The following is a 12,585-nucleotide window of genomic DNA, read 5'->3' as shown; positions in this document are numbered from 1 at the left end:
CGTTGCCCGCCGCCGTACCCGCACCGCCGCCGAGCGCGCCGCCCAGGATGGCGCCGGTACGCTCGCGGCGATTCGAGCTGATCGCGCCGCCTGCGCCGCCGCCCACCGCGCCGCCGATCACGGCACCGGTGGAGCCGCCCAGCGCGCCTCCGACGGCTGCACCGGCGACGCCGCCGAGGGCGCCACCCAGTGCGTTATTCATGTCGCTCGCGAATGCAGGCAGCGTCGTCGATGCCGCCAGGGCGAGGGCCACGGTCATATTGCGAACGAGTCGGCGAGACATAGTGTTTTTCCTCTGGTTGCCAAACTGTGATGCAAGTGTAGATTTTGGGCACGGACATTGCTGTAACCGCCTGTAAGCCTTTATTAATGCTGCAGAAACACAACAAAGGCTGCCCGTGGGCAGCCTTTCAGACCATTGACAACCCTGTCGTCCCGGCGGATGCGGGGACCCAGTGGCTTTCAACGGCGCCGGGTTCCCGCTTTCGCGGGAAGGACCGGTGGATTCAGCAGCACTTGCCCTGCCCGCCGCCGTAACGCGCCTCCTGCCGCTCGCGGAAGAACTCCTCGTAGCTCATCGGCTCGCGGTCCGGATGCGTGCTTTCCATATGGGCCACATAGGTCTGGTAGTCGGGCAGCCCGACCATCAGGCGCAGCGACTGACCCAGGTAGCGGCCCATCTGGCCCATCTTGTTCAGCGGATCCAGCATGGCGTTCCTTCCTCTGCGTGGGGTTTGACGTTACGGCGTTCGGCTCGGCACCAGGCTCAGCGCTGCGCCGAGGCGGCGGCCGGCAGCGGCTCGAACGGCGTCTCCAGCGCGGTCGGCCGTGCCTGCGCGCCCGCGCGCAGGCCGGTACGCAGGCCGTAGTAGACGATCGACAGCACCACCGCCATGAACAGCGCGCACAGGCCCGCGTCCAGGTAGTCGTTGAAGACGATGCGGTGCATCTGCTCCATCGTCTTGGCCGGCGCGAGCACCGTGCCCTGGGCGATCGCGTCGCTGAACTTGCGGGCGTGCGACAGGAAGCCGATCTTCGGGTCGGCGTGGAACAGCTTCTGCCAGCCCGCGGTCAGCGTGCAGATCAGCAGCCAGACGGTCGGCAGCAGCGTGACCCAGGCGTAGCGGCCGCGCTTCATCTTGACCAGCACGCAGGTGCCCAGCACCAGCGCCACCGCGGCCAGCATCTGGTTCGAGATGCCGAACAGCGGCCACAGCGTGTTGATGCCGCCCAGCGGATCGACCACGCCCTGGTACAGGAAGTAGCCCCAGGCGCCGACGCACAGCGCCGTCGCGATCAGGTTGGCCGGCAGCGAGTCGGTACGGCGCATCGACGGCACGAAGCTGCCCAGCAGGTCCTGCAGCATGAAGCGGCCGGCGCGGGTGCCCGCGTCGACGGCGGTCAGGATGAACAGCGCCTCGAACAGGATCGCGAAGTGGTACCAGAACGCCATCATCGCCTGGCCGCCGACCACCTGGTGCAGGATGTGGGCGATGCCGACGGCCAGCGTCGGCGCGCCGCCGGCGCGCGAGATGATGGTGTTTTCGCCGACATCCCTGGCGGTCTGCACCAGCACGTCGGGCGTGATCACGAAGCCCCAGTTCGACACCGCGGCCGCGACCGCTTCCGGCGTGGTGCCGATCGCCGCGGCCGGGCTGTTCATCGCGAAGTAGACGCCGGGCTCGATCACCGAGGCGGCCACCAGCGCCATGATGGCGACGAAGGACTCGGCCAGCATCGCGCCATAGCCGATGAAGCGCGCGTGGGTTTCGTTCTCCAGCAGCTTGGGCGTGGTGCCCGACGAGATCAGCGCGTGGAAGCCCGACACCGCGCCGCAGGCGATGGTGATGAACAGGAACGGGAACAGGTTGCCCGACCACACCGGACCGCCGCCTTCGGCGAACTGCGTGAACGCCGGCATCTTCAGTTCCGGCGCGACGATCAGGATGCCGATCGCCAGCGCGATGATGGTGCCGATCTTCAGGAAGGTCGACAGGTAGTCGCGCGGGGCCAGCAGCAGCCACACCGGCAGCACGGCGGCGACGAAGCCGTAGCCGATCAGCATCCAGGTCAGCGCCTTGCCGTCGAAGGTGAACAGCGGCGCCAGCGTGGCGCTCTCGTGCACGTACTGGCCGCCGACGATCGCGAGCATCAGCAGCACGAAGCCGATCACCGACACCTCGCCGATGCGGCCCGGGCGGATGTAGCGGGTATAGACGCCCATGAACAGCGCGATCGGAATCGTCACCGCCACGGTGAAGGTGCCCCACGGCGAATCGGCCAGCGCCTTGACCACGATCAGCGCCAGCACCGCCAGGATGATGATCATGATCATGAAGCAGCCGAACAGCGCGATCATGCCCGGCACCGTGCCCATCTCGGCCTTGACCAGGTCGCCGAGCGAGCGGCCGTCGCGGCGGGTCGAGATGAACAGCACCATGAAGTCCTGCACCGCGCCGGCGAACACCACGCCGGCCAGGATCCACAGCATGCCGGGCATATAGCCCATCTGCGCGGCCAGCACCGGGCCGACCAGCGGTCCGGCGCCGGCGATCGCGGCGAAGTGGTGGCCGAACAGCACCGCCTTGTTGGTCGGCACGTAGTCGAGGCCGTCGTTATGGCGCCAGGCCGGCGTCATCCGTTTGGGGTCCAGCTGCATCACCTTGTCGGCGATGAAGCGGCTGTAGTAGCGGTAAGCGATCAGATAGATGCAGATCGCGGCGACCACGATCCACAAGGCACTGACGGCTTCGCCGCGCGACAGTGCAACGGTGGCGAAGGCAAACGCGCCGAGCACGGCGACGGCCAGCCACATCAGGTGTTGCCCGATGCGATTCATAGTGAAGGTCTCCTCAGACCACATGGAACAAAGCCCGCGAAGGAACAAGGGCCGGTGGACGGTGGGCACGCACGTTGAGCGCGCGCGGTGGTACGCGCGCCGGCGGGCGACGCATGGCGGGTGATCGGGGGCAAGCTGTCTCCAGAGCGCAGATAGCAGCGGCGCCCGGTCCCTCGACTTCCGGTCCGGATCTTGTCTGGCAGGCGGGGTGATACGCCGGTGGTGGCACTGGCGCATCCCGTTGCGAATGACGCCGCGGCTGGCCCAGGGCCCGGTCGCGCGTCGGCGTGTAGTATTGACACCCGCCAATCGAGGCACAAGCGCGTAACTACGCAGCGATCCTGCGTAGTACTACGCAACGGGACGGTAAAAGGCCGCTTCCCAGGCATCCGTGTTTACCCTGGTCACGATGAAACTCCGCCAGAAGATCCTGCTGCTCGCGGTCGCACCGCTGGCGATCGCCATGCTCGGCATCGCGCTGGCCGTGCACTATCAGGCCACCGCGCTGGTCCGCCACGAGCGCGCGCTGGTCGAGGCCGCCTACCTGCAAAGCAAGGAAACCGAGCTGCGCCACTACGTACAGCTGGCGCAGAGCGCGATCGCGCCGCTGGTCAAGTCGGGCCGCAACGACGAGGCGACGCGCCAGGCCGCGATGCAGGCGCTGGCGGGGCTCGACTACGGCCCGGACGGCTACTTCTTCCTGTACGACCTGCGCGGGCGCAACCTGATGCATCCGCGCCAGCCCGATCTGATCGGACGCGACCTGTGGGACCTGCGCGATCCCGAGGGCGCGCTGACGATCCAGCAGCTGATCGCGGCGGCGCGCTCGGGCGGTGGCGCGGTGCGCTATCGCTGGGAAAAGCCGTCGACGCGCCAGATGGCGCCCAAGCTCGGCTACGTGGTGGCGGTGCCGGAATGGGGCTGGATGCTCGGTACCGGCATCTATCTGGACGATGTCGAGGCGACGCTGCGCGAGCTCGACAAGCGTGCGGAGACCGATATCCGCGCCACGCTGGCGTGGATCGGCGCGATCGCCGCGATCAGCATCCTGCTGGTCGGCGCTGGCGGGCTGGCGCTGAACATCAGCGAGCATCGCGAGGCCGACGCCAAGCTGCGCCAGCTGGCGCAGCGCGTGGTGCGCTCGCAGGAGGATGAGCGCGCGCGGCTGTCGCGCGAGCTGCATGACGGCGTCAGCCAGCTGCTGGTGTCGGTCAAGCTGGTGCTCGAGACCGCGCTGAACCGGCTCGCGCAGGCGCCGGCCGACGGCGGTGCGGTGGCGCCGGTGCTCGGCATGGCCTTGAACCGGCTGGAGACGGTGTTCAACGAGGTGCGGCGCGTGGCCCGCAACCTGCGCCCGGCGCTGCTCGACGATCTGGGCCTGCAGGCCGCGCTGCAGCATCTGGCGCGCGAGATGCAGGACGCCAGCGGGCTGCGCATCGATATCGACTGCCGTGGTGTGCCGCGGCCGCTGTCGGACGAGGCGGCCACCGCGCTGTACCGCATCGCGCAGGAGGCGCTGACCAATGTCGAGCGCCACGCCAATGCGCGGCGGGTGGAGCTGACGCTGTCGTATGCCGAGTCCGGCGTCGCGCTGGTGGTGCAGGACGACGGCAGCGGCTTCGATCTGGAGCGCGTGCAGCGCGACCCGCGCGGCGGCATCGGGCTGCGCAACCTGCGCGAGCGCATCGCCAGCCTCGGCGGCGAATTCGATATCGACTCCGCGCCCGGCGGCACGCGCATCCGTGCCTACCTGCCGGCATCGGCGTTCATGCCGGAGACGCCAGAGACGCTGGCGCTCGCCGGCACGATGGACGCGCCGCCCGCGGCCCCGTCCCACTCTTCCCCGCTGTCCCGATGAGCTCCTATTCCGAACCGTACCGTCCGGCGCGCGTGCTGCTGGTCGACGACCACACGCTGGTGCGCGACGGCATGCGCATGCATCTGGCCTTGCAGCCGAGCCTGACCGTGGTTGGCGAGGCGGACGACGGCGAAGCGGCGCTGGCCTGGCTGGCGCGCCGCCAGCCCGATGCGCTGCCGGACCTGCTGATCACCGATATCGGCATGCGCGGCATGGGCGGCATCGCGCTGGCCGACGCGCTGCACCAGCGTCATCCCGAGATCGCGGTGCTGATGCTGTCGATGCATGACAACCTCGAATACGTCCGCCAGGCGATGCGCGCCGGCGCGCGCGGCTACGTGCTGAAGGACGCCCCGGCCGACGAACTGCTGGCCGCGATCGACGCGGTGCTGGCCGGCCGGGTCTTCTACAGCGCCCGCATCGCCCGCCGCATGATCGAGGAAGGCCCCGCCTCGCATCCGCTCGATGCGCTGACCCCGCGCGAACGCGACATCCTGAACGGCATCGGCCGGGGCCTGGCCAACAAGGAAATCGCCGCGTCCCTGGGCGTGTCGGTGCGCACGGTGGAGACGCATCGGCTGAACCTCAAGCGCAAGCTGGGCATCGAGGGGCGAGCGGGGTTGGTCAAGTATGCGGTGGAGCAGTTGGGGGGCGACGCGGCAGGAGGTTGAATAGCGGGCCGCGTGACAGACGGCAGAGCGCAACGTGATAGTCGGGCGACATTGCCGATAGCTCTCCGGAAGGTCGGGCCGTACGCTCCGATCCGTCGCGGAGGCCGACCAGGAGGCGGCGTCGCGAGGACTCGGCGCGCAGATATTTGTGTAGGCAAAAAATCGTTGCGCCGGTTATTTTTTGCCCATACAATAAATTCGCCCCGATGGAGTTCGAATTCGACCCCGCAAAGGACGTTCTCAACCGGGCCAAACATGGCATATCGCTGCGCTTCGCCGAATGGTTCGATATGGAGTCCGCCATTCTGAAGGAGGACACCCGGCGTCAATACAACGAACGACGTGTGATCGCACGGGGAATGCAAAGCCAACCGTCGAGAGGTACTCGAATATGTCGACGAAACGCAAAATCCACATACCGACTGACGCCGAGGATGAAGCGCTCACGCGTGCCGCGCTTTCCGATCCGGACAATCCCCCGCTGACCGACGACGAAATGGCCAGCATGCGACCGGCCAAGGAAGTGCTTCCGAGCCTGGTTGGCGAAAAGGCCGCGCAGGCCTTGCTGAAACCGCGCGGAAGGCCGCCTCTGCCGGCGGACGAGCGCAAGGTCACACTAAATATGCGGGCCGACCGAGATGTCATCGAGGCCTTTAGAGCGACTGGTGAAGGCTGGCAGAGCCGGATCAATGATGTCCTACGCGCTTATGCCCGGTCGCACCGCATGTTGCCGCGCGGATGACGGCAGCTACGGAACACGGCAGCTTTCGATAAAAAAAAGCCCTCGCGAACCAAATCGCGAGGGCTTCTTTTTTGCCGAGGCGCTCGCCTGGGGCAAGCGCAAAGTCAGGCGACTACCGCATCAAGCCGCCAGCCGCTTGGCCAGCGCATCCTTGGTTTCGGACAGCGCCTGCGGCAGATGGTGCTTGAGCTGGGTGAACAACTCTTCGTGCAGCGCCAGTTCCTGTTCCCAGGCGGCGCGGTCGATCGAGGTCACCTTCTGGAATTGCTCGGGCGAGAAGTCCAGGCCTTCCCAGCGCAGGTCCTCGTAGCGCGGCGAGGTGCCGAACACGTGCTCGGTGCCCTGGCCGCGGCCTTCGACGCGGTCGATCATCCACGACAGCACGCGCATGTTCTCGCCGAAGCCCGGCCACACGAAGTTGCCGGCCTCGTCCTTGCGGAACCAGTTGACGCAGTAGATCTTCGGCAGCTTGGCGCCCGACGCTTCCAGCTTGTTGCCCAGCTCCAGCCAGTGGCCGAAGTAGTCGCTCATGTTGTAGCCGCAGAACGGCAGCATCGCGAACGGGTCGCGGCGCACCACGCCCTGCTGGCCGGCGGCCGCGGCGGTGGTTTCCGAACCCATGGTGGCGGCCATGTAGACGCCTTCGGTCCAGTTGCGGGCCTCGGTCACCAGCGGCACCGTGGTCGAGCGGCGGCCGCCGAAGATGAACGCGTCGATCGGCACGCCGGCCGGGTTGTCCCAGTTCGCGTCGATCGACGGGCATTGCGACGCCGGCGCGGTGAAGCGCGCGTTCGGGTGGGCGGCCTTGGCGCCGGTCTGCTTCGCGATCTCCTGCGTCCAGTCCTTGCCCTGCCAGTCGATCAGATGGGCCGGCGCTTCCTTCGTCATGCCTTCCCACCAGACGTCGCCGTCATCGGTCAGCGCGACGTTGGTGAAGATCACGTTCTCCTTCAGCGTCGCCATCGCGTTGAAGTTGGTCTTCTCGCTGGTGCCCGGGGCCACGCCGAAGTAGCCGGCTTCCGGGTTGATCGCGTACAGGCGGCCGTCCTTGCCCGGCTTGATCCAGGCGATGTCGTCGCCGATGGTGGTGACCTTCCAGCCTTCGAAGCCCTTGGGCGGAATCAGCATCGCGAAGTTGGTCTTGCCGCAGGCCGACGGGAAGGCCGCCGCGACGTGGTACTTCTTGCCCTCGGGCGAGGTCACGCCGAGGATCAGCATGTGTTCGGCCAGCCAGCCCTCGTCGCGGCCCATGGTCGAGGCGATCCGCAGCGCGAAGCACTTCTTGCCCAGCAGCGCGTTGCCGCCGTAGCCGGAGCCGAACGACCAGATCTCGCGTGTCTCGGGGAAATGGACGATGTACTTGGTCGGGTTGCACGGCCACGGCACGTCCTTCTCGCCGGCGGCCAGCGGCTTGCCCACGGTATGCACGCACGGCACGAACTCGCCGTCGGCGCCCAGCACGTCATACACGGCGCGGCCCATGCGGGTCATGATCCGCATGTTGACGGCGACGTACGGGCTGTCGGACAGCTCCACGCCGATGTGGGCGATCGGCGAACCGAGCGGCCCCATCGAGAACGGCACCACGTACAGCGTGCGGCCGCGCATGCAGCCATCGAACAGCCCGCTCAGGGTCTGGCGCATCTCGGCCGGCGGCATCCAGTTGTTGGTGGGGCCGGCGTCTTCCTGCTGCTGCGAGCAGATGAAGGTACGGTCCTCGACGCGCGCGACGTCGGAGGGGTCGGAGATGGCGAGGAAGGAGTTCTTGCGCTTGGCGGGGTTCAGCCGCTTCATCGTGCCCGCGGCGACCATCTGCTCGCACAGGCGGTCGTATTCCTCCTGCGAGCCGTCGCACCAGTAGATGCTGTCGGGCTTGGTCAGCGCCGCGATCTCGGCGACCCAGGCGACCAGCTTCTGGTGCTTGACCCAGGCCGGAACGTTCAGCGCCGGTGTGCCTTGCATGGTGGGGTGGTTCATGGTGGTACTCCAAAGCAAAAAAGAAATCTTTGGCAAAGCCTTGGCCCGGGGCCGCGCTCTGAAAATCGTCAAACAGCCGGGTCAAACACGGGGTCAAACGCGGAGTCGACGAGAGCGCCTGCCATGGCCGCATGCATGAGGGACCACTTCTTGTGGAAGCGGTTCCGCGTGCGGGGCGGGCGTTCTGCCCGCATGGCGGCCGCATGGTGGTCGGTCTTCGACCACGCTCGCCCGGGACCGTCACATCCCGTTACAAGTCCGGCGCGATCCTGTCGGCAATGGATCGCGGGGGACCTTGCGGCTGCGCTACAGTGGCGGTTTTCCCGCGGACGTGTCGCAGCGGGTGCCAGTCAAGCTTTGTCCGGCGACAACCCGGCTGCGGGAGCGAAGCTCGACCGACAATCCGGGACGTCACCGAAGGCGGCAAGGATACCACCGCTGTCGTCCTCCGTTTTTTGCTCTGCAGCAAGCGGACGGCGCGAAAATCGGTCGGAACGCCGTGTCGCCATGGCTTTTCGCAGCACTTTGGTGGCCCACCTTACTGGCCGCCGGCATGCCGGTCTGTGGGCACGCGTACCAACCGGGTTGCGGCGTCAATGGGCTCAACGGGCTGCAATGGGCGCCAATGGCACCGCCGTAGTCGAACGCACCGCCTCAACGAACTCGCCTCAACGAACCGCCTCACCGAATCCGACGATGAAAATTGCCGTTCTCGACGACTACCAGGATGCCGTGCGCAAGCTGGCCAGCTTCCAGCTGTTGCAGGGGCATGACGTCAAGGTGTTCAACAACACCGTCAAGGGCGTCGGCCAGCTGGCGGCGCGCCTGGCCGACGTCGAAGCCGTGGTGCTGATCCGGGAACGCACCCGCATCACGCGCCAGCTGCTGGAGAAGCTGCCGAAGCTGAAGATCATCAGCCAGACCGGCCGGGTCGGCGGCGTCGGCGGCCATATCGACGTCGATGCCTGCACCGACCGCGGCGTGGTGGTGCTCGAAGGGGTCGGTTCGCCGGTGGCCCCGGCCGAACTGACGTGGGCGCTGATCATGGCGGCGCAGCGGCGGATCCCGCAGTACGTCGCCAGCCTGAAGCACGGCGCCTGGCAGCAGTCGGGTTTGAAGTCGACCACGATGCCGCCGAACTTCGGCCTGGGCCAAGTGCTGAAGGGCCAGACGCTCGGCATCTGGGGCTACGGCAAGATCGGCCGCCTGGTGGCCGGCTATGGCCGCGCCTTCGGCATGAGCGTGCTGGTCTGGGGCCGCGAGGGCTCGCAGACGGCCGCGCGCGAGGACGGTTTCGCGGTGGCCGAGTCCAGGGAGCAGCTGTTCGCCGACAGCGACGTGCTGTCGCTGCATCTGCGGCTGAACGACGAGACGCGCCACATCGTCAAGCTGGCCGACCTGACCTCGATGAAGCCGACCGCGCTGTTCGTCAACACCAGCCGCGCCGAGCTGGTCGAGGAAAACGCGCTGGTGGCCGCGCTGAACCGCGGCCGGCCGGGCATGGCGGCGGTCGACGTGTTCGAGTCCGAGCCGATCCTGCAGGGCCATGCGCTGCTGCGGATGGAAAACTGCATCTGCACGCCGCACCTGGGCTATGTCGAGCGCGACAGCTACGAGCTCTATTTCCGCACGGCGTTCCAGAACATCCTCGACGTGCTGGCCGGCGAGCACGGCAGCGTCGTCAATCCGAAGGCGCTGACGCCCGCGCTGGCGCGCTGACGGACCGCCCCGCCGCGGCGGACCGGATGGTCCCCGCGGCCGCGGCGGCGCCGGACCCGATCGGCGCAAAACCGCTACACTGCCGGGATTCGCGGGCGGCCCCTCTGCGCCATCTCCCCCTCGCATCCCCATCATGGATCCCAGGCTTCTGACGCTTTGCGTCGGCAATTTCGTCATCGGCACCGGCGCGATGATCGTCACCGGCATGCTGAACGACATCGCCGGCGATTTCCATTTGAGCGCCGCCACCGCCGGCCAGCTGGTCTCGGCCTTCGCGCTGGCCTGCTGCGTCGGCGCGCCGCTGTTCGCCACGCTCGGTTCGCGGATCGACCGCCGGCTGCTGCTGGTCGGCGCCCTCGCGCTCTACGGCGTCCTGCATCTGGCCTCGGCGCTGGCGCCGAACTTCGGCGCGCTGGTGGTGCTGCGCTTCGTCACGGCGATCGGCGCCGCGATCTATACCCCGCAGGCCGCGGCGACGCTGCCGCTGCTGGTCGACGCGAAGCTGCGCGGCCGGGCGATCAGCTTCGTCTTCCTCGGCTGGAGCGTGGCCAGCGTGGTCGGCGTGCCGATGGGCACCTGGATCAGCACCACGTTGGGCTGGCGCGTCAGCATGGGTGTGGTCGGCGTGATGGCGCTGGCCGTCGCGATCGCGCTGTGGCGGGTGCTGCCGCGCGGGCTGATGGTGGCGCCGGTGGGCCGCGCGGCCTGGGGCGCGGTGCTGCGCCATACGCCGCTGCTGATGGTGGTCGGCGTGACGATGGTGTCGTCGGCCGGCATGTTCACGATGTTTACCTATATCGCGCCGATGCTGCGCGACGTCCATGGCGTCAGCGGCGGCGCGCTGAGCCTGATGTTCCTGGCCTATGGCGCCTGCGGCGTGCTCGGCAACGTGGTCGCGGCCGCGCGCATGGATCGCGCCACGCCGGCCCGCGTGGTCCACGTGGCGCTGGGCACCTCGCTGGCGGCGATGCTGCTGTGGCCGCTGACCGGCGTCGGGCCGATCGCGCTGGTGCTGATCTTCATGCTGTGGGGCGTGGGCGGCTTCGCCACCAACAGCGCCCAGCAGGCGCGGCTCGTGGCCTTGGCGCCGGAGCGGGCGGCGGTGTCGATCTCGCTCAATTCCTCGTCGATCTATCTGGGCCAGGCGATCGGCGCGATGGCCGGCGCGGCGATCTACGCCACCGCCGGCGCGCAGGCGCTGCACTGGGGTGCGGCCGCGCTGATGCTCGGCGCCCTGCTGCTGTCCGCCCGTGCCCGCGCGCTCGGCTGCCGCTGGTTGCGGCGCCAGGCGCCGCAACAGGCCTGAGCGCGCCGGCCGGCCCCCCAGGTCCGTTTTCTGCTAATGTTTGATCCCTGATACAAAGACGGCCCCTCTCCTGTAATCGTTTGTAATACAGACGCGTCTGCCAACGCTTGCCAGAGATGGCGCCATGGCGGTACCACTGGGGGCGGCCGGCCGCCCACCGGTTCACAGAAGCCGGCGGTGGCCGTCCGGGCGGGCACGGCGACAAAAGGGAGCGAACACGCGCAATCACAGCGCGGCGCAGCAGAGGGTCCTCGCATGAAATCGAAGGGTATCGACCAGGCCAAAGGCTTTGTCGAAAGCAATTGGAGCCAGGCCATGGGTACCGGCAGAAGTCGTGTGTCGCCCTGGCTGGCGCTGGCATTGGTCGTGCTGCTGGCGGGGGCCGGCTGGTACGTCTGGAAGACATGGTTCGCGGCCAGGCCGCAGGCGCAGGGACCGGCCCCGGTGGCGGTGACGACCGCGCTGGCGCGCCAGGGCGACGTGCCGCTGCAGGTCAGCGTCAACGGCAACGTGACGGCGCTGTCCACCGTCGAGGTCCGCCCGCAGGTCTCCAGCACCGTCCGCACCGTCCATATCCGCGAAGGCCAGACCGTCAAGCCTGGCGATCTGCTGTTCTCGCTCGATACCCGGATGGACGAGGCCAATCTGGCCCGGGCCCGCGCGCAATTGCTGCGCGACCAGGCCGACCTGGCCGACGCCCGCCGCTCGCTGGCGCGCAGCGAGGAACTGGTCGCACGCAACTTCATCTCGCGCAGCGCGGTCGACACCGCGCGCGCCAAGGTCGATGCGCTGGAGGCCACGGTACGGGCGGACCAGGCCGCGATCGAGGCCAGCCGCGTCGCGGTCAGCTACGGCGCAATCCGCGCCACGATCGGCGGCCGCACCGGCGTGATCAACGTCTTCCCCGGCTCGCTGGTGCTGCCGACCGCGGCCCAGCCGATGGTGACGATCGCGCAGATCCAGCCGATCGCCGTCACCTTCACGCTGCCCGAACGCCAGCTCGCCGCGCTGCGCGACGCGCTGCGCGGCGGCCCGGTGCCGGTGACCGCGCAGCCGAACGACGGCAATCCCGAGCCGGTGCAAGGCCGCATCACCTTCGTCGACAACACCGTCGATCCGCAATACGGCACGATCCGCGTCAAGGCGCAGTTCGACAACGAGGCCCAGCGCCTGTGGCCGGGGACCTATGCGCGCGTCGAAGCGGTGGTGCAGACGCTGACCGGCGTGGTCTCGGTGCCGCCGCAGTCGGTGGTGACCGGACCGGAAGGCCGCTTCGTCTATGCGGTGCAGGCCGACGGCAAGGTCAGGTCGATGCCGGTCAAGATGCTGGCTGCGACCGCTGCCGCGGCAGTCGTCGAAGGCGTGCCGGCCGGCACGCGCGTGGTGGTCGAGGGCGTGCAGAACCTGCGCCCGGGCAGTGCGGTGCGCGAGGCCAGCGCACCGGCTGCGGCGCCCGCCCCCGGGAAGCACTGA

General features: G+C 68.2%; 9 protein-coding genes and 1 pseudogene. 6 read left to right on the top strand and 4 right to left on the bottom strand.

The genetic code is table 11. From position 1 onward, the window contains the following. The 3 genes and pseudogenes from LRR16_RS19760 to LRR16_RS19750 all read right to left on the bottom strand — a co-directional run. Positions 1-283: pseudogene (locus tag LRR16_RS19760) on the bottom strand (hypothetical protein); the annotation flags it as partial. Between the two features lie 223 nt (positions 284-506). After that, positions 507-710, bottom strand: coding sequence for a YbdD/YjiX family protein (locus tag LRR16_RS19755; protein ID WP_006579436.1), 204 nt, complete (start codon positions 708-710; stop codon positions 507-509). A 56-nt stretch (positions 711-766) separates the two neighbouring features. Beyond that, the gene (locus LRR16_RS19750; RefSeq protein WP_006579437.1) at positions 767-2,839 is read right to left on the bottom strand and encodes a carbon starvation CstA family protein; all 2,073 of its coding nucleotides are present in this window, start codon (positions 2,837-2,839) and stop codon (positions 767-769) included. A gap of 409 nt (positions 2,840-3,248) precedes the next feature. Here LRR16_RS19750 and LRR16_RS19745 point away from each other — a divergent pair, with 409 nt between their 5' ends. The 3 genes from LRR16_RS19745 to LRR16_RS19735 all read left to right on the top strand — a co-directional run bounded on the left by LRR16_RS19745 (position 3,249) and on the right by LRR16_RS19735 (position 6,110). Then, positions 3,249-4,697 (top strand): cache domain-containing protein, encoded by a 1,449-nt coding sequence (locus LRR16_RS19745; RefSeq protein ID WP_232206883.1) that lies wholly within the window; start codon positions 3,249-3,251, stop codon positions 4,695-4,697. Continuing rightward, the gene (locus LRR16_RS19740; RefSeq protein ID WP_232206882.1) at positions 4,694-5,368 is read left to right on the top strand and encodes a response regulator transcription factor; all 675 of its coding nucleotides are present in this window, start codon (positions 4,694-4,696) and stop codon (positions 5,366-5,368) included. The genes LRR16_RS19745 and LRR16_RS19740 overlap by 4 nt, the downstream gene beginning before the upstream one ends. A gap of 391 nt (positions 5,369-5,759) precedes the next feature. After that, complete coding sequence (locus LRR16_RS19735; protein WP_006578346.1) at positions 5,760-6,110, top strand: BrnA antitoxin family protein; 351 nt, start codon at positions 5,760-5,762, stop codon at positions 6,108-6,110. 120 nt (positions 6,111-6,230) lie between these two features. Here the strand turns inward: LRR16_RS19735 and LRR16_RS19730 are convergent, their stop codons facing one another. Beyond that, positions 6,231-8,087 (bottom strand): phosphoenolpyruvate carboxykinase (GTP), encoded by a 1,857-nt coding sequence (locus tag LRR16_RS19730; protein ID WP_232206881.1) that lies wholly within the window; start codon positions 8,085-8,087, stop codon positions 6,231-6,233. Positions 8,088-8,783: 696 nt separating this feature from the next. Between LRR16_RS19730 and LRR16_RS19725 the strand changes: the two genes are divergently transcribed. The 3 genes from LRR16_RS19725 (at position 8,784) to LRR16_RS19715 (ending at position 12,585) form a co-directional block, all read left to right on the top strand. Beyond that, positions 8,784-9,806, top strand: a complete 1,023-nt coding sequence (locus LRR16_RS19725) for a D-2-hydroxyacid dehydrogenase family protein (RefSeq protein ID WP_232206880.1) — start codon at positions 8,784-8,786, stop codon at positions 9,804-9,806. Positions 9,807-9,939: 133 nt separating this feature from the next. Beyond that, complete coding sequence (locus LRR16_RS19720; RefSeq protein ID WP_232206879.1) at positions 9,940-11,112, top strand: MFS transporter; 1,173 nt, start codon at positions 9,940-9,942, stop codon at positions 11,110-11,112. A 255-nt stretch (positions 11,113-11,367) separates the two neighbouring features. Next, positions 11,368-12,585, top strand: a complete 1,218-nt coding sequence (locus tag LRR16_RS19715) for an efflux RND transporter periplasmic adaptor subunit (protein ID WP_006579530.1) — start codon at positions 11,368-11,370, stop codon at positions 12,583-12,585.

The sequence above is a fragment of the Cupriavidus sp. UGS-1 genome (genome assembly GCF_021213615.1).
GTDB lineage: Bacteria > Pseudomonadota > Gammaproteobacteria > Burkholderiales > Burkholderiaceae > Cupriavidus.
Note: the sequence above shows the minus strand (reverse complement) of the source record. Positions and strands in the feature narration are given on the sequence as shown.